Below are 22,266 nucleotides of genomic sequence, written 5' to 3' on the forward strand. Positions count from 1 at the left end.
GCAGGTCTCATTACGGGCATTACCCTGGGCATTTCTCCCCTGTTTGGTGGAGTCGCCCAGGCCGCCGACACCGTTACCATGCAGTTTCTTGATTTACGGGCTAGTTTGCCCGTCAGCGATCTCGAAAAATTTGCTGATGATGGCACCTTATCGCCAGCACTACAGAACTTTTTGGGGCGCACACCTATTCCAGTAGACGCCCTATCTGTTCTACTGGATGCTGCCATTCCTGACACGGGTATTCCCCTGGGGGATAGCGATATTCAGTTTCTCTTATATCAGCTCAACAAAATAGTAGGAAACCCTTCTATCCGGGCAGATTTGACCCCATTGGCCCAGGCGCTTAATTCTGCCTATTTGGACGATAATATGTCAATTCTGGAATTAATCAAGCGCTATCCCGAGGATGAGGTTCGCTTTGATATCCGAGAGCTAGGGATTGTTTATCGAGATGTCAACCTTTTTGTTGAAACGCTGACGCCTCTCTTTAACTTTTTTAGTGAGCTGCTGCCCGACTTGGTTTGTGACTGTGATGTTACAGACGTGGCTTATGCAGATTCTGTCCTGGCAACTCACTCTTGTAGTCTCTCAGAACATACTATCTCCGTGGCAAGAACTAAAGCCCTAGCCACGGTGGCTCAAGGATCTAGAACACCCGAGTCGGAGAGCCAGTTCCTTAGCCAGCAAACCAGCGATAGCGTCAATGAAACCTCACCCCAGCCAAGACATCCGGTGGAAGTCACCACCACCCTGGGGCCTTTGCTGATATCGATCTCGACGGATGAGTTGGTCACGTTTGTAGAAACCGGGGAACTGCCACCTAGCTGGCCCCTCTACATGAAGGTAGCTGGTGTGGACAAAGAGAATTTTCGTAAGATTCTCACGTCTGAATTTGAACTAGATCTACTGTCATTGGATCAGTTTCTCAACCAGTTATTGGGAGAATATATCTTGTTTCAGCTGGGACGGATTATTCATACCCCGTCTCGACAGGGCAATATCCAGGCATTGCGGGGGACAATTTTGCTATCGGCGGCGGATGACAACAAAGCATCACTACTGGAAATTTTGCAAAAATACCCAGCCCGAGAGTTGTTTGTCGATATTGCCACCCTCAGTCGGTTTGGTCGAAACCTTGATGCGAGGGGTGGCGTGGGCACGGCCACAGCGAGTCTTGAGGATCTCTTAGTAGAGATACAGGTTGCAGTGGCAGCCGATATTTGCGACTGCGATCGGCCAAGTGATCCCACTTTTGTCAGTGCTCATCATCAGTTAGTGCCCAATAGCTATCGAGTCGCGAACTTAACCGATCCAACCACAATCGTGCCGCCAACGGCCATTGGAGATCTGGTTTATCTTCATGGGGGCGAGCCCTGGGAATTTGTCACCTCAAAGCATGATGTTGGCCCCCACCATTACATCAGTACCTATCGAGAGGCCATCGAGAAAGAAGTTGAGACAAATCAGCCGCGAAATTTCCCAGTTTCTGGGGTTAATTGAGTTGGTCGGCACACGTTCTCAAGTCTTCTTTCTCTATCTGCTAGTTGATCAAGGGGCTGTTCCAGTTGGCATCAACTTGATCCCGGCAGCAATGCCTTGGCTCAGTGTAAAACTTTATTCTCAGCTTACACAAACGTCTAAACGCCAAAAGCTAGGGAAACTTAGCTTTGAACTTTGCCCATTTCACCCAAGGTATATACAGTGGTTTGAGCCGTGCGTCCCCGCAGTTGAATTTGAGCTTTCTCAGCAATAACAGCGTACTGATCCGCCACATGTTGATAAGTGGCCTCGCTCATCAAAATTGGATACGGAGAGTTTTTAGTGAGCTGCTTGGTCATATCTTGCAACCTTGCTGCAATATTGACAGTGTCACCAAAGAGAGAATAGTTAGCTCGATAGCGACTGCCGACGGTCCCTGCCACTAAGGCACCTGTATGTAACCCGATGCCAAATCTCACGGTGGGTAATCCTTGAGCCGTAAACTCTTGATTTAAATCTTTTAATCTTTCTACCATGGCCATACTTGCACCAACGGCGGCTAGAGCATCTTGCTGAACAGCATCCTTACCTGATCGTGATACTGGTGCACCGAATGCTGCCATAATAGCATCACCAATATACTTATCGACGACGCCACCATGGGCCATAATGCACTCAGTCATCACCTCAAAATAACGATTTAACCACGAGAGTAATTGGTCAGATGGCAATGTCTCAGCAATTGTTGTAAAACCACGAATATCAGTAAATAATAAGGTGGCAGTCAATTCTTGGGAGTGAATTTGCCCTTTAGTCAATAGTTCTTCTTTATGCTGCCAGATGAAGTTGGCCATCTCTGGAGATAAACTAATGGCAAAGAGATCGGTTAATGCTTGACGCTCTCGTTGTTCTGCCACTTGGAGGAACATCATACCTAACAGTGTTGTGCCGATGGGGGCAGCCATGGGTAGCCACAAACCGGCTATAAAGCCAAGGTAAGTGATGACAAACCACGCAGGAATCAAGGCTATTACAAAGATGAGACGTCCCCAGAGCCGCATAGGTTTTAATATCAGGCTGCTGCCCATGGCACTCAGCATGATTAAGGCGAGGGTCCAGCCTTGGGGAAGTCGATTGAGAAAACGATTGTTTAATAAGTTGTCTAAAAGAGCTGCATGTAAATATACTCCAGACGTGGGAATATCTTGTTCAAAGGGAGTTCTAATAGGATCTTCCACTGTGCCCACCACTCCAGTAGCCGTGTAGCCTACTAAAACAATTTTATTTTGAAGTTGATCAATAACAGCACTACCATTTAAGATCTCTGAGAAAGAGAGTGTTTTTAGCCCTTGGTGAGATTTCTGGCCTTTGCCAGGACGTGTCAGTCCTGGCCAGTTGATCAGCATGGATTGAGTTTGATCAAACTGCTCAGGATGCTCTAAAAACTGAACTGATTGTTCTGATAATGTGGTGGGGGTCTCTGTGATGAGTTGTGTCAAATTCTGTTGGTAGACGTCCAGCAGGGCAATGGCAAAGCTGGGGGCAAATGATGTTTGATGTCTCTCGTAGAGAAACCCTTGACGGCTGAGTCCATCTAGATCTGGTGTATGTTTGACATGCCCTAATTGGAAGAACCCTTGGGCAGGTGTTGTCAAGGTAGGTGTAACCTGGATGCTGTTACCTTTGCCATCTCCGCCAACGGCCAGAACGACATTGCTACTAAAGCTGATGCTCTCTGCTAGCTGTGCATCTTCAGGGGTGGCTTCTGGCATGAGGATATCGAACCCCACAGCCGCTGGTTGCGCTATCATTAAATGATCTAGCAAGGTGGCGTAGAGGTCGCGAGACCAGGGGTATGGACCATAGGCTGCCAAACTGTCATTATCAATGGCAACCACGACAATCCGATCATCCCACTGGAGTGCTCCAATGCGATCGCGTGTTAGGAAAAGGCCAGTATAGGCCATTTGCTCTAGGGGCTCCCACAGACCTAAGCCAAAGAGGCTTACGCCTAGGCCTGCTGCTGCCAAACTTGGGCCTAAGAACATATTGACCCAGTGCGATCGCGCCTGACCGAACCCGTTGCGAATGTTATCCTGAACCTGCTGCAAAAACTGCCTCATAGTCCATCATTCAGAGAACTGTTCCCATCGGTGCTGGATGTCTTTGTTTCAATCATTGGATAACCAGGGCAGCATTCGATGTGTGCGAGATTCACCAACCGCGTTTTGAACTGTCAAAATAACAGGCTGGTTACGACTAGATAACTCCAGTTTTTGCTCAAAATGTCCAGTACGACTCACCGATAGTGCTTCTCCCAGGGCCAAGAGAGTATTGGCTGCATCAATCCGACCAGCCATATAAAAGTGATCATCTCTCCACTCATAAAGTTCCCATTGAATATCCAATTTACGATCTAGGGAACGGGCAGGTGTGGGGGGCTCCCCTGGATGAATGATTGAAACCATGCCTGCATCGACTGGTACAGCTACATTTTGAGCACTGGCCTCCACTTGCCCTTCTAGGGTAGCCACATTAGTCTGTCCCGCATCATCGACTGAAACTCCAAATTCTGTGCCTCGTACTGCCGCCACACCACTAGGCGTATGTAGTTCTAGGCGTGAGTTTGGGTGAGTAAATCGTCGGACCTGTAGTCTTGCCTGACCCTGAGGGACATCGATAACAGTTGTTTTGCTACCGTCCGATAAAACAGCCAACTGTCGGATAGTAAGCCGTGTATTTTGAGCGACGGCAATCGTGCCAATACCATCATCGGCTGATAGGTGCGCGCTGGAGCGATTGCCTGTAATTAACCCATGCCCTACAGCGGTTAAATGATCGCCTATCTGGGCATTCTTACGACCACCTGCTAATGTGGTCACGTTACCGGAGATGCGCTCTACTCGTAACCATCGTTCTGCTGCCGACTGAGCTTCCCATGCGGGTATGAGGGTGATGCTAATGGCCGTTGTCGCCACTAGAGAGCCTAAAATGACCTGCTTCAATCGTTTGGGTCGCAGCATAAGACGCACGTTCATATTTGTATATCTGCTTGTACTCATAAGCAAGAAATAGCAAGAGAGCTCGCTAAGGCTCTCCACTATTATTTATGCCCCACCGTTATTTCTAAAGCCCCGTGGGTAGTCTAGAATCCGGACTATTTTTTTACTTTTATGTTCTAAGAGTTTTTGTATGGACCTAATTCAAAGGCATACAGGCTGTTTGCGTAAATAAATAAATAGGGATGAGGAATCAGCCATATGCCTTTCTGAAATCTGTACTTTGGCGCTTATCAGATGCTCAAGCAGTTTTCCAATAGGATGTAATCTGGCTAGTCCAATCACTTTAAATCAGTATTAGCAGTATTAGCAGTATTCGTTGAACCCGTTATTGAGATTGAGCCATGCCTTCATGAATTGCTAGTTGTTTCCAGCTGCCAGGGCCAACTTCTTTTTCAAACTCATAGGCAACCCAATCGTCTCGTCTACCTAAACGACGAGCGCTTTTTCTGAGATAGTCGAGAATAGTGAGTTGTTGTTCCCAACTGGGGCGATGGCCATAGATAGACCCACGACACCATTCTGCTTGGGCTTTACGCCCCGTATGTTCAAAAAAAGAACGCTCAGCCCAGGTAGGTGCATAGTTACTTTTAAAGGCTCGTCGACGATGGCCGTGAAACAGTTGCACCAGGGTGGGAATGTCGTTGATTTGATGGGCTTGCTGAGATGAATATATCTGCACCATGTCTTCTAGCATAATGGGCCGATCGTTGACCCACTGGTGACCACACTCAGGGCATTTAACAATAAAGGAATAGACAATCAGACCACAGGCAGGACAGGGTTTAGTGGGGGCAGGACCACCCTGACCAGAGGACTGACTGCGGGTGGGTAGGGTATACTCACGAATGTCTTCGGGAAAGCCCAGACGCTCTAAATTACCGGCCTGGTCCAGAATAATGCCATAACGTTTGCCGGTTTGTGGGGAAATCCGCATCACCCGTCCCAACTGCTGAAAGTGCAGTGCACTGGATTTGGTAGGGCGTAGCATTAAACCGACTTCCACACTGGGCTCGTCAAAGCCGATGCTAATAACGTTGCAAGAGGTCAAAACGAGTAGTTCTGCCTGGCCCAGGGCATCGTAGAGGCGCTTGCGTTCTTTTATGGGTGTGTTGCCATCGACCGTATCCGCTGAAATGCCTGCCTTGCGAAACTCTTTGGCTACGTTGCGAGCATGTTCCACATCAACACAGAAGGCAATGGTGCGTTTGCCGGGCACCAGACGCTGCCATTCTTCAATGATACGTTCTACCAATTCGGGGCGATCGCACGCGGTCTTGAGATCTTTCTCATCATAGTCACCGCCCTTGGTACTGACCTTTTCCAGGTTAGCCATGCTGTCCATGGGCATACTGAAATACTTGAGGGGAGCCAGGTAGTTCATTTGCTGTAGCTCGCTGGGCACAGGCGATGCCACTAACGTGTCAAGCACATCCCCTAACTGCTCTCTGCCCAGGCGTAGAGGGGTGGCTGTCATCACCAAATGCACGGCATCAGGGTGGGTTTTGTGCATCACCTGTTTACCAATTTGGCTAAACATGGTGATGTGTCCCTCATCGTAAAACACGACATCGGCAGGCCAGTTCTTCCACCAACGCCGCTTGGCCATGGTTTGAATACTGGCAATTTGAATGGGAGCCTCTGGATTTTCTGGCCAGCCTGCTTTGATAAACCCGCAGTCCAATCCAAAGGACTGCATTTTCTCGTAGGTTTGCCCCACAAGTACATCCAGGTGCACCAAAAACATCAGTTTACGACCGGCTGACTCAGCATGGGCACAAATTTGCCCACTGATCACGGTTTTGCCTGCGCCTGTGCCAGCAATAATGGCAATGCGGCTGTAGCCCTCATTCAGTTTTCGATAAAGGTCGTTAACCAGGTCTACCTGATAGGGACGTAGCTTAGGTGGGGCAGCCTGGATTTTAGCTGGTGGGGCGTCATCCGCAGTGGGATCAGCGGTAGGTTGATTTTTGGGTGGCACCTCGGCCATAGGCATTATTGACTGATTTGTTCGCTCTTCACAGGGTAATGCATCTTGTGAGAGACGGGAGCATGATGGGCCTGAAATCGTTGGATCAAAGCTGATCGATAAATGTAAGTAAGACTTTTTGATGGGGGGCACCCAGGGGTCTGTCTTCGCCTAGCTTCGGGGCGTATTTATAGCCGCGTTGCACATCTTCAATGGTGCACAAACCCAGGTCTTGGCCTTCATTCAGCGTCAGGTCTGCAACGGACACGGTTAATTCGGTGTGGTAAAAGTGACGAACAACGCGCTCATCTTCACTCCTTTCAAATAACGTGATTGTTGTGGGCGTATAGTCAATCTCTTCTTGGAGCTCTCTTAGCACACCCGTCTCAGGATCTTCGCCGGGGTCTAGATGCCCACCAAAAAAGCCCCAGTGACCAGGAAATAGAATCGTTGGTAGATCGTCCCGTAGTTGCATCAGAAACCTATCGTTTTGATAGATGATTGCCATCGCAACCTCAACTTTACCACCAGTCATCGAGTGCTTTCTCCCTTGAAGTCAGCCTTTAGAGTACCTCGATTTACCTAAAACTATAGGCCTAGAACTATAGGCCTCAAACTATAGGATGGCCACAGGGCAATCAGCTCAGTTTGGTGGATATCTGGCAACCGGAGTTATCTTAATTTCTCATAGGCCATGCGTGTACCCTGAACACGGGCTGTAATTTTTGCAAAGGCGGTCTTTCGACTGGTAACGACGTCATCACTAAAGGGAGAAAAACCACAATCATCGGTCGTACCGAGCTGATGGATGGGAATGTATTTTGCGGCCAATAAGATGCGATCGCACACCGTTTCCACAGACTCAATCTCTTCATTCACCACATCAATAACCCCCACATAGACCCGTTGATTAGGACGTAAATTCTCCCCGATAATCTGCAAAGACTTTTCAGGGTTCGCTTCGCTGGCCATCTGCATGTAAAAATTACCTGCATTTAGCCTCAATAACAGGGGAATCAACTCACCATAATCCACATCAGCACTATGGGTTGAATCATGGTCACCCCCCGGACAGGTATGTACCCCAATGCGTTGACGCTCATCTTCATCAAAATGGGAAAGCACCTGATTATTCAGCTCAATAAATTGTTGCAATAACTGCTTTGATGGATCCAGTTTGACCGCCAGACGCCCCTCGGTAAAGTCAATTTGTACCTGGTGTGCGCCGTTGTCAAAACAGCTACGGATATCGGCAACAGCCTCCTGGATCAAATCAGACAAAAACTGCTCCCGTGGATAATCAGGAAGACCAGCCTCTGGGTAAAGCAGACTCATCGCTGAGGCAGCAATAACAGCCTGTTTCACTGGACGAGTGGCAAACTTCCTGACACGGGGCAAATAGGAGCCTGCATAGTTGGCATATTTGAAAGGTCCCTGCGTTAAGCGGGGCAGTTGCCGAATATGGCCATCCTCAAAGGGGATAATCATGCCATCGGTGGCCAGGTTATTCAGCCCCTCAAGGGGATAGGTAACAAAGCTAGATTTTGTCTGTTCACCATCACTGACCACAGGAGAACCAGTGGCTTCAAACTGTTCAATGGTGTCACGCACTGCCTGGTCGAACAAGGTATCCAAGTCTTCGGGGGTCATAGTCCCTTGCTGGCAAGCGACCATAGCATCTTGTAACTCGCGAGGGCGAGGGATACTACCGACGGGTTCGGTAGGAATTCCTGCTAACGGGAAGTCGTTACTAGGGGGTCGGGGGCTCATGGACCAGTCTCCTGAGTAGATGGCAATGTAGATGGCAATATTATTCTGAGCCGTTAAATATTAGCTAACTTTACCAGTGTTGGCAGTCTCTTTAGGGAGTAAGCCTCAAATCTCTCTGAATTTTTCACCTTCAGTTCGACGCAGGTCTAATGATACTGTGCCGGGTGTGAAATAATATTCACCGGCCAATCTCAGTTCAAAGTCAAGCCCAGCCATTAAACGGGCCTCCATAGTTTGATTATCTAGATCAACATCTTAGTCTTGCCTACTATGGGTGTGCTTGAAAAAGCAGTTGCTCTCATGAACGATACTTTTGTTGCTAATGATTAAGCTTAGCTGACAGCATAAATGCAACCGTTTGCCCTGTGGATACCATAGAAAAGTCTATCTCCCCCCATGGCCACAGTTTATGGCAGACTTCAAAGATGTATTCATCTCCTACGGGCGTCCTGACAGTAAGGGATTTGCAATTAAGCTAAAAGCCCGTTTAGTAGAAGAAGGCTTTAATGTTTGGCTAGACTTAAACGATATTCCCCTGGGCGTTGACTTTCAAAAATACATTGATCAAAGTCTGCATAAGGCGCACAATGTTATCTTTATCATTTCTCCCCACGCCGTTAACTCGAAATATTGTGGCTTAGAACTTGAACGGGCACTCCAGTTTAAAAAACGGATTCTTCCACTGCTACATATCGATGAAATATCACGCGAGACCTGGCAACAAAGAAATCCACAGGGAACAGAACAGGATTGGTTGCAGTATCAAGCCGAGGGACGACACTCTTGCTATCCCAATATGCATCCAGCGATTAAAAAGCTTAATTGGGCATTTTTTCAAGACGACAAAAATGATTTTGAACTGGCACTACAAGATTTGGTAGCCTTACTCAAAACAGAAATTGACTATGTGCAACAGCATACTCAATTGCTCAATCAGGCATTGACATGGTTGGAACACCAGAACCAGACACGCTATCTCCTTACCGGAAAAACCTGCCAAACGGCCACAGAGTGGTTAACTCGTAATAATGAATTAGTGTCTTGTGAACCGTCAGAATTGCACTGTGAATTTATTACCCAGAGCATCAAAAACACCCAAAATTTGATGTGTCAGGTTTTCCTCTCCTATGCAGAGGAAGATGGGGAAAATGCCATCAAAATTCGTCGTAGTCTCACTCAAAGAGCATTTACAGTGTGGACTAGTCGTACCGATATTGTTACCGGGGAAGACTTTCTATCGGCGATCCACCGTGGCATTGAGCAAGCGGATAATCTCATTTATATGATTTCACCTGAGGCAATGGTGTCTAAATACTGCCAAGATGAGCTGAACTATGCGCTATCGTTACATAAGCGCATTATTCCAATTCTGGCTTGCCCCACAGATATTGCGCAGATTCCAGAGGTAATACGCGCCATACAATACATTGATCTGACGGATAATGTTAGAGAAGAAGATTACTTGTTAGATGAGAGTCAGCTCTTACAGGTGCTTAAACATGAGGCTACCTACCATGAAGAGCATAAGACTTTATTAGTAAAAGCACTGAAGTGGCAACGTCAAGAAGATAATCCCAGTATTTTGTTAAAGGGCCATAGCATTAGCCACTATGTGACCTGGCTTAAACTGGCTAACCAGCGGCCACTATATGGCCCAACTGAGTTGCAGAGAGATTTTGTGGGGGCGAGTGCGCAACAGTCACCGGATATGACTCTGGATGTTTTTATTGCGTCGGCTGCAGCCGATCTGGACTTTGCCCGAAAATTAAATGAAACGCTACAGGTGCAAGGGCAGTCCACCTGGTTTGAGCAAGAAAGTGTAGTGCCTGAGTCAGACTTTGAAGAAGAACTCAAGGCCGGGATTACGGCGTCTGAAAATATTGTCTATATTCTGTCGCCAGATGCAGTTGCTTCAGCCAAATGTAAGAGCATGATTGATTATGCACTGGCTTTCAATAAACGACTTTTAGTGATTCTTTATGGAGAAACCCAAGATACCAAATTGCCTGCATCCCTAAAAGAGTTTCCACGGTTTGATTTTAGACAGCAGGATGGGGATTTTCTAAGTAACTTTGGTCGCCTCTATCGTGCCCTTGAAAGTAATCCCCAGCATACTCGTGAGCACACGCGTCTGCTGATTAAGGCGACAGAGTGGGAACAGGAAAATCAAGATGATGACTTTTTGTTGCGGGGACGACGGCTTACGGCTGCTGAAGCCTGGTTGAGCCAGGCACATCAAAATATACCTCAACCAACAGAACTACAATGCCGCTATATCAAGGCCAGTCGGGAATTGCCATTACGAAGAATTCGGCCTATTTCTGTTGCTTTATGGAGTATAGCGACTGGTTTATTGGTGGCGTTTGCCCGTATGGTCGGTCTGTTTCAACCTATTGATTTAGCAGTCTATGATCATTTGCTACGGCAGCGACCTGATGAAAATCTAGATGACCGATTTACATTAATTGAAGTGGATACCAGTAGTGGTAAATATTTGCGAGACAAGCTAGTTAATAAAGACTATCAGCCTGGGATTGGTACGATTCCAGATCAAGCATTATTAGATGTCTTAGACAAATTAGAAGTCTATTCTCCCAGGTTAATTGGCTTGGATTTTTATCGAGATTTTCAAACTGATCTGCCTCGACTTGCCCAGAAACTACGCAACACTGAAAACTTGATCGGTATTTGTAAAGCCCAAGCAGGGGAGGCCGATGCGTTAGCAGCAGCAGGACAACCTGACGAGCCTAATTTACAGGGTTTCCATCCCATTTATGAGGTTTTACCTCAAGATTATCCGAACCGCATTGGGTTTAACGATTTGCTTGATGATGGGGATCTGCGGGTGCGGCGTCATTATCTATGGAAAACAGAAGATGCTGAATTTTGTGATGTGCAACAGGCTTTTAGCTTAACCCTGGCCCGTCGCTATTTAGAAGGTGAAGGGGTGGCGTTTACCGCCCCTGCGTCCTATGGGCAGCATGGCAGTATATTTCTGCAACCTCACAGCATGCGGGTTGGTAATGTCGGGGTGCCACAACTGAGGCCAGGAGGTCGTGCAGCTGGCTTATATTTTGACTCTACGAACCTCAAGGGGTACCAGACACTGCTTAACTTTCGTACAGTGGATGGTCACCCTGAAAAGTTTGCTGTGTCAATACCCTTGCAGGATGTTTTAGAGGGAGATCTTGAGCCTGACCTGATTCGCGATCGCATTGTTCTGATCGGCATTACTGATCTCTCAGAAAACGCGGATGTTTGGAATACGGCCTATCAGGATATGCCTGGTGTCATTATCCATGGACAAATGGCGAGTCAGTTGATTAGCGCTGCCTTAGATGGTCGACCGTTAATTTGGTGGCTGCCGTTGGATAGAGAAGTGCTGTGGATTGTTGCTTGGTCAGCCTTAGGTGGCTTAATCGCATGGGGGTTTTATCGTCCGCTACCCCTGGTGTTAGCCATGGGGGGGGGTGTTTTAGTCATCTATGTGCTCAGCTGGGGAGTGATGATTACCTTCGCGGGATTTTTACCCATGGTGCCTGCGATTTCAGCTTTATTAGGTACCGGTAGCATCATTCTTTATTACAACTATCGCTTGCGGAAAGTCTGATTGATCAACTGTAATTAATGGTGCTCTAGCCTTAATTAGCATTGATTAGACAGTGGCTTCATCAGTGCAGGGAGACATCTAGATGAATCGACCACCATCGCAATATACGCAAAAGCTTAAAGGTCTGCTCAGCATAGGGTTAAGCCTAACGCTACCATTGACAATGGTGTCGCCAGCCCAAGCAGGTTTAATTGACCGAATCACCTCCATTTTTCGGCCTAATTCTGAGTTGGGTAATGCAACAGGTACCCGTCGAGGTGGGGGCACTCGGGATATTTGTGAGGTGCCAACGCCGAGTGTTGGTCAGGCTAGGGTCAATACTCCATCGATAGATGATCTGTTTGAAGATGATGCCGTCACGTCTGCAGACACTGAGACTAGCGAGGAGACGATGGCACAATCTCCTGAGTCCTCAGCGAACCCTGAAGAGCCTCCGGTTCTAGTGGCATTTGTACCCGCAACAACGGCTCCTGATCCAACATCGTCTGCCCAAGAGCTATTGTTGGAGGGGAAAACCTTAAATGCCCATCCCCGCTTGGGCTTATATGTTCCTTTTTCCAAAATAGAAGATACAGCTATCCTGGAACTCTCGATTGCAGATAATGACGATGAGAATCGACAATTCTTAGTGGAACGTCTATCCCTAGAACTTCCGCAAAATCCTGGCCTAGTGACCATTGCGTTGCCTGAGTCGCAACCGGGTCTACAACCCAACCGTGTGTATTACTGGACGGTTGCCTTGCGCTGTCGTGGTGAAGGTGCGGATGATGCCAGAACATTGCAGGAGGTGAGCGGACTGATTTCGCTGACCTCTGATGCTGCAATCTCGTCGTCCTCTGACGATTATTCTGTTTATCTAGAGCATGGTATCTGGTACGACATGGTGGCCCAGTTAATTGCCCACCGCGATCAGTATCCAGACGAGTGGTCTGAGTTTTTAGAGTATTTTGGCCTGACAGATGAAACGGTTAATCCTCAGATAATTCCAGGGCTGGCTCCCTTAGCTGAGTAAATAATCCCTCAGGAGATTGTACCTAACGCCAACTGCCTACCAGCACATAGGGAGCCCAATATCTAGGTGTCGTGTACTCCTCTTTTAACGTTAGCTGAGCCTGTTGCAGAGCAACGGCACGACTGGTATCGGGTTGTTCTAGATGCTGATAAAAGGCCTCAGCGAAGGGGACGCTGGCGGCATCATCTACACTCCATAGGGCAGCGATCGCACTACGGGCACCAGACTGCACCGTGGCTCCAGCCAACCCCAGCACGGCTCGATTATCACCAGTGGCCGTACGACAAGCGCTAAAGATAATCAACTCAATGGGGTTTTGAATGGCTTGGGTATTGCGAAATAGGGCATTTAATTCATCGACTGGAAGGCGTTCATCATCGGCCAAAATATAGGTGTCTTCTCGATTTGAGGCAAATTGACCATGGGTGGCGAGATGCACAATCTGATAGTTGGCATCATTTAACTGCTGGTTAAAGGTCTCTCGGGTAAAGTCCTCTTCTTGCAATAGCTTGACAGAGGCTCCACTCGTTTGGATTTTTTCTAATTCAGCAGTGACATTGGGGAGGACATAGTCTTCAAATGGGATGGGTGGGTTTCTTACACCAGCGGCTAGAACTTTTAAGTCGGCACCGTTGGGTAACGTGGTTGACTCTCGTACTTCAATGCCTAGATTGAGTGCGATCGCATATTTCTCAAGCAAATAGTTCTCACCATCGTACAAAGTCCCGAGGGGAATGGCTCGAAACGGACCGTCTAAAACAAAAACCAGCGTTTTAGATGAGCTGTTAGCTAAAGCATTTTCCAAGGCGATTGCCAGGGTTTGAGGCTTTGTCTGGGGGCCAATCTCAGTGGCTTCAAATAGGTAGGTGTACAGCCGTTCACTAGCACGTTCAAATTGTCGCACTGCTCCCGGATTAGAGGAATCTAAATTTCTGCGAATTTGACTTAGTAATTGTTCAATATCTGCCTTCTCTACATTGCTGGAGAAACGTTGAAGGGTATAATCCTCGGTTAGTTCTGATGTCGTGTTGGCCTGCTGGACCGTTTTATCGACCATGGGCAGCTGCAAGACCACTTCTAACCGGTGGTCGAGCAAAATTGGGTATATGCCTGCATCTCCTGGCTGTAGGGTTTTACCTAGTTCAGTTGTGGTGTCGACACAGGCAGCTTGAAAAAAGTTCTCCAGTTCTGCCACCTGTAGGGCATCCATGACCTTTCGCACCAGGTCCAAATCTTGTTGAGACGTTTGAACCCCATCAGCATTAGCTTTGCTTTGCTGAGACCTGGTAGGGGGTAAAAGCAGCGCTACCAATTCACGATAGATGGGTTCAATGTTGTCCCTAAAGTAAAAGCGCTGATCGGAATTGACGGCGATCAAATCAGAGCGGAGAGTTTGCAGCGTGTCAAAGGCACCTTTGTAAGCTGCGATCGCACCGTCTCTATCCCCTTGTGCCGTTAACAATCGCCCCAGCTGATGCTGCCACTGATAGCTAATATCCCGAGCCCCGATGGCTTGGGCTTGGGATAGGGCCTGCCGTGTCAGAATGGTGGCGGTTTCTAGATAGGCGTTTTGCCAAGGCCCTTGAGAATCTTTACTATACAGTCCATAAAGCTGGCCTTGATGCCCCAAAACAGAGGATAGGGCACGTTTATCGTCTAGCTGTCTCGCCTGGGCTTCTGCAGTTTTTAGCAGGGCTAAGATTTCTGTGCCATCAATGGCCAATGGCTGATTCTGTTGCCATTTCATTTGTTGCCATTTTAGTAAGCTCTCTGCCAGGTTTACATGGGCGTAGACCGTCTGTCTTCCGGGCCTAAGGATGCTGAGCTGCGTCTTAGCGGTGTCATAGGACGCTTGCAATGCTGTTGGCTCCAGCGCTGTTTGTAACTCGCGCTGCTGATCTGTGGATAACCCTTTAGCCTCAGACAACCAGTCACGAATATCAGCATTAACCTTGAAACTCAGCTGATTGAGAAGCGCTTGCAATGCTGATGGACGATTACTCGTCTCATTGATCACCTGGTCGTAGATGAATAGGGTGTTTGAGAAATTTTTATACGCTTTCTGATGGTCAATGGTGGGTTGACTAATATCTTTAAAAAATTGGTGACGATAAAAATTGCCCAAGCTTAATGTCGCAGCGGCTGTAATATCTGTTCGATTTAACTCTCGACCAATGTTTAAACTCTCCTTAAGCAAAGATTGCACTGAGCGTGTTTGTTGTTCGTTAGAAGAGTCGCTCTTATGGAGAGAGATTTCTGAGGCACCTGTCATCCATAAAACATCGGCTAGCTGACGCAATGCGATCGCCTTCTCGCTCCCGTCTGAGGTTGGTTGCTCCCGCAAAGATTTTGCCACATCCACCAGGATAACCTTGACCTGCTGAAATAGGCCCAGGGTTTGGAGCGAACGGGCCTGTTTAATCTGGCTTAGAGCTGCCCGGTTGGGTTGATCGAGCTGGGTATAGAGTTGGGCCGCTTGTTCCCAACTGGTGGCCGCTGCCGCAGCTTGGCCCCTAGCCAGTTGCAACTGTCCCTGCACGTCTAAAGCCTGGGCTTGAATAGCCGCTTGATGGTCAGCATTGGACACCTCGATACGCTCAAACGCCATTTTCAGGGCGTCAGTAGCCAGCTGCCAATTGCCCAGCTGTTGCTGGGTTAGAGAGAGGTTACTCAGGGCAATGGCTTGGTTGATCGAGTCGCCCTGTTGACTGACCGTTTCTAGAACAGTGGCCGCAGCGTTATAGCAGCCTGATTCGTAGAGGGTTTGAGCCTGGGACAGGGATAAATCACGGTCGGGAATAGTGCAGTTGATGACTCCCTGTTCGCTGTTCCCATTCACTGTTATTTGGGCAGCGGTGCGTCCTGTGCCTAGGGTTAGCCATAGGATCAAACAACCAATGAGTACGTATCGCAGATTTGCCATGGCCATCGCTTCTCAACTCATTACAACAGGTCTGAGGAACACGCTCTAATAGCCTCTATAAAAAAGAGTAGCTAATGGAAAAATAAACACCGCTTTCTTGCAAACTATCATTACCATCTGAGGCTGAGATTAAAGGAATGCCCCAGTCTAAACGGGCGCTCACGTTAGGCTGTTGCCAGAGGAGGCCTGTGCCGATGCCCACCAGGGTATTGGGGTCGGGATTTTCTCCATCTACATTCCAGCCATGGCCAAAATCCACAAATGGAGTGATTTGTAAGACACCCTCTACTTTAGCGATGCGTAGAATGGGAAATCGGGCTTCGGCAGAGGCTTGGACGCCTCGATCCGTTAACAGTTCTTCTTGACGATAGCCGCGTACGGTCGCCTGTCCTCCTAAGCCAAACTCTTCTGATGACAGCAGATTATCATCGGTGAGCTGAACACTCCCCCGCAATAAAACAAGGGAATTCTCCCCCAGACGTCGTACCCATTGGCCTTGGCCTTGCCAGGAGAAAAAAGAATTGTCGGGAAGCTCTGGATCGCTATTGAGGGTGCCATCGAGAAAGTTACCGAGACCAAGGTTAAATTGCGATCGCAACGAAACCACCTGCTTGGTGTTCCGCTGGGTCCAGGTTTGGGCAAACCGTAGGGCCGAGGTTACCGTACGCCCCTCATCATCGGCACCGTCTGATAAGGGAAATGGGCCAATATCATCAATGCCTAGCTCAGTCTGGCTAAACTGCCGCCATAGGCTCAACTCCAAGTCAAATTGGTGCTCAGGGGTTTCAATAATGGGATGCCGCAGGGCGAGGCTATAGTTACTCGACTCTGAGCTAATCTCCAGCACTTCAAATGGAGATTCGACTACCTTATTAAAGGATGTCGTTGCGGCGGCGGTGAGGGTGGTGTTGTAAGGGCTGATGGGCAGGCTATAGCTACCACTTAATTCGTTGCTGCCATCTGTATTGGAATAGCCCAGAGCAAGGGCATCGCCTAACCCTAGCAGATTGGTTTCTTGAAAGCTGATTCCTCTCCGAAAGCTGCCCACACTCGGGGAGCGATTATTATTGAAGTTGACCGTGAACGAGGAGCTATCGGTTTCGGCGACTTCCACCACGAGCAAATTGGTGCCGGGGGTTGTCCCGGCCTGTAGATCGGCGCGAATGGTTTCAATCAGTGGATTGAGCTGTAATAACTGTAGACCTGCCAATAGGTTGGCTACGTTTAGGGGCGGGCGGGCGGCGATGCCCAACCGGCTACTAATGTAGGCTGATTGAAGACGTTCATTACCAGTAACTCGAATATCTTCTAACCGGCCTTCAACGGCTTGAATGGTGACAATGCCATTGATAAACGGAGTATCTGCCGGAATGATGGCTCCAGAAGTGGCGTAGTCATTATCCAAATACAACTGAGTCACAGCTGAGCGGGCGAGTAATATCTGAGAAAAGGTGAGCTGTCGTCCGCCCTGGCAATCAACCGATGCGTCGATTGCTGGAATGGTTGCATCTTCTGCAAAGGCTGCTTCAATGGCATCATTTAGCTCATCCTTTTCAAAAACGGTGCTGTCTCTTACCTGAAAACCTTTGACACAAAGTGTTTCAGTACTACCCGAGAACGTGTCATCTGGTGGAGATGTGTCAATTCTGGGCAATAGCTCCCCTGGTAGCGGCAGTGGGGCAGCAGGCTCTAGGTCACGAAATGGTTCGGTGTCGCGAGGGATGACATCTTGATCTCGCAGGGTGGGTGGATTGGTGGGTGATGGATTTTGGGTCAGTACCTCGGGGTTTGAGAGTCGTGCGTTAGTAGGCGATATTTGGCCCCAAGCAGGGGTACCTATGCATGGCACTATGGCGAGGGCAATGAAGGCTAGTCGAAAACTGTTTAAATCTTTGTGTATTACAAACGTTCTATTTGTGCCGAGGGTACGTGTTTGATAGATGAGCATGGCACATATATTGTTCAGATATTGTTCAGAGAATATGGAGAATATAGGGAAGATCTAAGCAAACAAGGGTTCTATGAATCAATGTCTGCTGCGCAGAGGCTGGCAGTCGGTATACCAGATGCGTAAGGTGATGATTCTGTAGATGGAGTGGTGACGAAGAAAATCTGACCATTGGCTTGGGTGATCCAGCCTTGAGCTTCGCGTAGAGGTGTGGGTGAGGATGACTCCATGGGAGCGGTGGAGATGGTTGATGATGGGAGATTTGTTGCTGGTGAAGTGACCCAGGGAACAGTATCGAGATGTGCCGACAGTGGATCGCTAGGGCTAGTCGGAAGACCTCCTCGACCTGTAACCACAAACTCACTTTGGTCTGTACTACTAGCATTAGCACGACAGTCTGCTGCAATTTGATCAGACGCATCGGAGAAATTAAGCGGAAGCTCATTAATGCCTTCCGCAGGGTTAAATCCAGACGGATCTTGGGCAAAGCCGGTAGAAATAATGTCGTTTTCAGCGGTGAGTGAGTCTCGCACAAAAATGTTGTCTAGCGTTTGAGCAAACGTTGAGGTAATGGTGACGGCTCCCGTAACAATATCCTGGTTATTGGCTCCGGTCGCATCAATAATATCGGTGAAAATGTTGACAAATCCCAGGGGGGCATTAATCCCCCCTGAGCCTTCTAAAATGAGCGATCTGATCTGGGTCTGGCTTAACCCAGTATCGATATTGATGATACTGCCTGCTGGAGGGCTACCCAGCAGCTGAATGTTCGCTAAACTAATATTGCCGATTGCCGTTAATGAGATATTACGGGCCTCAACCACTACATCGCTGAGCGATAGGGGCTGAGCACCTGATGTAATTGCGACAGTCCCCTCAGGAGACTGTAATGTTAACGGGGAATCAAACGGATCGGTACCATTCACTGCCACATTGAGGATGCCCTCACCGGATGACCTGCCAATGGTGATGGTGTTGGGGGCAGTGGTATTGATCTGCTCAATTTCGGTTGGATCAATAGTGAATAGACCAGGGGGGGCATTTGACCCAATCGTAATTGCTTGATCTCTCTGGTAAGGCTGTAGTGATAAATTGCCATTTACAGAGAATCCAGGGCCGATGTTAATATCCCTGGCGATCATGGTGAGATCCCCTGGAACATTGGTTTCTCCTAAGCTGGCCGTACCATTTTCTTGAATAAGAACGTTATTGCCTGTGAGGTTGAGCAGGCCAAATCGATTGTTCTCACTGTCGAGGATAATATTGTTGTTGGCAATTAGGGTGGTGGTGTTTGAGATCGCAATATCCCCACTATCCGTAATCGAACCACTTGAAGTCACCTCTAGAGTCCCGCTGACAGTCGACGGACCCAGATCCGTATCTGAACTTTCTTGAATGGTGACGTTATTACCCGTGAGTTCTAGGGTGCCAAATTGATTATTAGGGCCATCAAGGATGATGTCGTTTGCGCCAGCATTGAGAGTAAGTGTATCTGTAATTGTACTTCCAGAAATCTGTAGTGTCCCTTCACTATAAATGCCAGCCCCCGCTGTTGTGGCTGCATTATTCTCCACACGACTGTTACCCAAAACCAACCGATTACCACGGCCAACCCGAAGTCCTCCGCCTAGATCAGCATTGCCATTGGTTATTCTAAGATTTTGAATCGTGGCTGTATTGCCGCTGCCCTGGATGTCAAATACCCGACTCTCATTGTTGCCACTAACCTCAAGGTTAGGAGCACCTGCTCCATCAATGGTCAGATTACGATCCAGGGTTAACTGCCCAGAACCGAGGGTGATTGTCCCATTACTTAAGGTAGATGTGAATTCAATTGTCCCGCCATCTTCGACAATCGTAATCGCTTCTCTTAAAGAAACATCGCCAACCGTAAAGTTGTTATCATTCTCGTCAGCCAAAATATCTACGGTTATATTGTTGAACAATGAATTCTTTAAATTAAACGTAGCCACATCGCTAGTATTCAGAATATTGCTAGTAACCGCATAATTTCCTGTAATTGCATTTGCTGAGGCCGTGACACTCGCTTGTCCAACGTTGTTCAGGATAGCCGTAGGGTTGCTAAGGGTGGCCGTAGCTCCAGTTTCAGGTGCTGTAAATACAACAATGCCATTTTCAACAGGCTCACCAAAAGCACTGGTTACGGTTACAGTTAGAGGATTTGCAAATACCCGATCAATATTGGTGGTCTGTGGGGTGCTTGCAGTATTAGCGGTAATGGTAAATCCCCGAGATTCGAAGGCACCAATGTCGCGGGTATTATTAACAACGGCAATACCACGCTGATCAGTGCCCGTCCCACTGCCGCTATCAATGGCTACGCTACCGGGTAGCAAGGCATGGGTTTGGGTCGGACCACCATAATCTCCCAGGGGAGCTAAACGTACGCCGACGTCAATGAGGTTATTACCACCATTGGTAAAGGTGCCGTTAATGTTACCACCGTTGTTGCCAGTGACAATAGAATTGCGACCCGTTGCCTGACCCCCAAAAATATTGGAAATGCCGCTGCCTGAACTAGCGATATTTTCTGTGACGGTGCTCTGATTCAGGTTAAGGCTACTGTTCGAGCCGAGGGAAAAACCCCCACCGCCTCCCCCAGCACTATTATTACTAAAAGTACTGTTATTAACAGTTAGCTCAAAGCCACCCGGTGCAAAGTTGATATCCACTCCACCCCCATTGCCTGTGGCTGCATTATTGGCAATGGTGCTGTTTTCAAAACCAACATCCGCAGCTCCGACCAGGGAAATCCCCCCACCGACACCGGTAGCCGTGTTATTGGCAACCGTACTATTGGCCAGGGTAAAGTTACCATTGCCGCCAACTTGAATACCGCCACCGCTGCCTGCTTGGACACGACCATTAGTAATAGTAAGGTCAGAGACCCTAACCGTTCCACCATTAACTTGCAGGACTCTATGGACATTGGCACCATTCAACGTGGTGCTTCCTGCTCCAGCACCTGATAGTGTGACATTCCGATTGAGAGTCACTGGTTGCCCTTCTTGGTAATTACCCGCTGCCAGGTTAACGGTGCCATCTATTGCTGCAACATTTACCCCATTTTGCACAATGCCTGGGTTAGTGACATTAACGTTGACGGTGCTACCATCGCCTGTCAGGGTTTGGTTTGCACCCAAGAGAATGGGCGCATTGAGATTAATGGCTAAGCGACCATCTCCATTCTCATCATCTAAGGTGAGAGTATTGGCATTGGTTTGGTCATTACTGTTAACAACAGCATTGATGTTGATGGTGTCAGATGCGCTGATTGTCGCATTGCCGCCTGCTAGGGTCGATACAATGGTATTGGCTCCTTCAGCATTCACAGTGAACGTAGGCGGGTCAAACAGAGCATGGCCACCGCCAGCCGCATCTACAGTTACCCCAAGGGTGAGACTTTTATCAGCATAAACTGCCAAGTCTCCCCCTGTGACCGTGCCAGAAATATCAATCAAACCCGAGGATAAATCAACAGTATCAGCGGACAACAGTACCTGTCCCCCCTGTTGTCCAGATACGCCGATCGTGGCCTGATCTGCCAGACTCACGTGATTGCCGATCACTTCCACAGTGCCACTCGGAGTTGTTAAGGAGCCACTGTTGAGTACGTTATCTCCAAACAGGGTAAGGCGTTCACCGGCATCAACGGTTAAATCTCCCTGGTTATCAATATCTCCTTGGGGTTGATGATTAAACTGTACCCCCAATGGTGTGCTAAAGGTGAGCAGTTCATTATTTAAGGGTGTTGCCCTAAACTCTCCTCCATTGGCTAACGGCAGACTTGCTGCTGTACTCGCGGTGAATGAGCCATGGATATCCAACTCTGCCCCTGGACCAAAAACAATGCCATTGGGATTTAAGAAAAACAGATTTGCAGGACCGTCAACCCCCAGCAGTCCATCAATATTAGAAGTATTGGTCCCAGTGACTCGGCTGAGAATGTTGTCAATACTCTCGGGATTGGCAAAATATACCCGCTGCCCCGCATCAATATTAAACTCGCTGAAGCTATGGAATAGATTGCTGCCACGTTCTGCACCGCCATCAATGCGGTCTGCCACTGCTCCGTTGATGGTCACACCGGGAATCACCGTCGAGCTTTCCGCACCTAAACTGGTATCGGGTATGAGTTGGGCCTGCCCCCGAGGCATTTGTCCTAAGATCGCAACAGTAGATACCAAGGCACCCATGGCTATTCCAGCCCGCTGAGCTGCTAGAATCCAAGACGTTCTATTCAAATCACCCATGGGCTTATTGTCTGAATATTTTTCTCAGACACTCGTAAATTCAGGAGACTGGTTAGGAGGCTGGCTAGTCTAGAATATGACCAGCCTATGTATTTTCCCTGAAAACCTTTAGCAGATGGATACGTGATTTACAAATTGATAGAACCGGTAACCCCGTTTAGGTGTTTTCTCACATAAGGGTGCACTGTTTTCGGGACAGATAGGTTTTCGGGGCAGATAGGT

The 22,266-nt window shown here is 48.2% G+C and carries 11 protein-coding genes; 3 read left to right on the forward strand and 8 right to left on the reverse strand.

Features of this window, described 5'->3' with window-relative positions:
• The coding region (locus DXZ20_RS26370; protein WP_250565937.1) for an alpha/beta hydrolase at positions 1 to 1,500 on the forward strand (1,500 nt) is incomplete at its 5' end.
• Between the two features lie 161 nt (positions 1,501 to 1,661).
• On the opposite strand, the gene DXZ20_RS26375 is transcribed toward DXZ20_RS26370, so the two are convergent.
• The 5 genes from DXZ20_RS26375 to DXZ20_RS26395 form a co-directional block, all read right to left on the reverse strand.
• Positions 1,662 to 3,602, reverse strand: coding sequence for a CHASE2 domain-containing protein (locus DXZ20_RS26375; RefSeq protein ID WP_163702082.1), 1,941 nt, complete (start codon positions 3,600 to 3,602; stop codon positions 1,662 to 1,664).
• A gap of 48 nt (positions 3,603 to 3,650) precedes the next feature.
• A complete protein-coding gene (locus DXZ20_RS26380; RefSeq protein WP_163668446.1) occupies positions 3,651 to 4,517 on the reverse strand; it encodes a FecR family protein in 867 nt (288 codons plus the stop codon).
• 349 nt (positions 4,518 to 4,866) lie between these two features.
• Positions 4,867 to 6,528 (reverse strand): DEAD/DEAH box helicase, encoded by a 1,662-nt coding sequence (locus tag DXZ20_RS26385; RefSeq protein WP_163702084.1) that lies wholly within the window; start codon positions 6,526 to 6,528, stop codon positions 4,867 to 4,869.
• Between the two features lie 85 nt (positions 6,529 to 6,613).
• On the reverse strand, positions 6,614 to 7,042 hold the full coding sequence (locus tag DXZ20_RS26390) for an NUDIX hydrolase (protein ID WP_163668450.1): 429 nt from the start codon (positions 7,040 to 7,042) through the stop codon (positions 6,614 to 6,616).
• A gap of 137 nt (positions 7,043 to 7,179) precedes the next feature.
• Positions 7,180 to 8,277: a cobalamin-independent methionine synthase II family protein gene (locus DXZ20_RS26395; protein WP_163702086.1), complete on the reverse strand. Its 1,098-nt coding sequence runs from the start codon at positions 8,275 to 8,277 to the stop codon at positions 7,180 to 7,182.
• A gap of 409 nt (positions 8,278 to 8,686) precedes the next feature.
• On the opposite strand from DXZ20_RS26395, the gene DXZ20_RS26400 reads away from it, so the two are divergent.
• Both DXZ20_RS26400 and DXZ20_RS26405 read left to right on the forward strand, forming a co-directional pair.
• Positions 8,687 to 11,887 (forward strand): TIR domain-containing protein, encoded by a 3,201-nt coding sequence (locus DXZ20_RS26400; protein WP_163702088.1) that lies wholly within the window; start codon positions 8,687 to 8,689, stop codon positions 11,885 to 11,887.
• 82 nt (positions 11,888 to 11,969) lie between these two features.
• The gene (locus DXZ20_RS26405) at positions 11,970 to 12,899 is read left to right on the forward strand and encodes a DUF928 domain-containing protein (RefSeq protein WP_163702090.1); all 930 of its coding nucleotides are present in this window, start codon (positions 11,970 to 11,972) and stop codon (positions 12,897 to 12,899) included.
• Between the two features lie 22 nt (positions 12,900 to 12,921).
• Here the strand turns inward: DXZ20_RS26405 and DXZ20_RS26410 are convergent, their stop codons facing one another.
• The 3 genes from DXZ20_RS26410 to DXZ20_RS26420 all read right to left on the reverse strand — a co-directional run bounded on the left by DXZ20_RS26410 (position 12,922) and on the right by DXZ20_RS26420 (position 22,044).
• Positions 12,922 to 15,822, reverse strand: a complete 2,901-nt coding sequence (locus tag DXZ20_RS26410; protein WP_163702092.1) for a CHAT domain-containing protein — start codon at positions 15,820 to 15,822, stop codon at positions 12,922 to 12,924.
• Positions 15,823 to 15,877: 55 nt separating this feature from the next.
• Complete coding sequence (locus DXZ20_RS26415; protein WP_163702094.1) at positions 15,878 to 17,770, reverse strand: ShlB/FhaC/HecB family hemolysin secretion/activation protein; 1,893 nt, start codon at positions 17,768 to 17,770, stop codon at positions 15,878 to 15,880.
• A 71-nt stretch (positions 17,771 to 17,841) separates the two neighbouring features.
• The gene (locus DXZ20_RS26420; RefSeq protein ID WP_163702096.1) at positions 17,842 to 22,044 is read right to left on the reverse strand and encodes a two-partner secretion domain-containing protein; all 4,203 of its coding nucleotides are present in this window, start codon (positions 22,042 to 22,044) and stop codon (positions 17,842 to 17,844) included.
• Between the last annotated feature and the right edge of the window lie 222 nt (positions 22,045 to 22,266).

It is taken from the genome of Adonisia turfae CCMR0081, assembly GCF_011009555.1.
In the GTDB taxonomy this organism is placed as follows: domain Bacteria; phylum Cyanobacteriota; class Cyanobacteriia; order Phormidesmidales; family Phormidesmidaceae; genus Leptothoe; species Leptothoe turfae.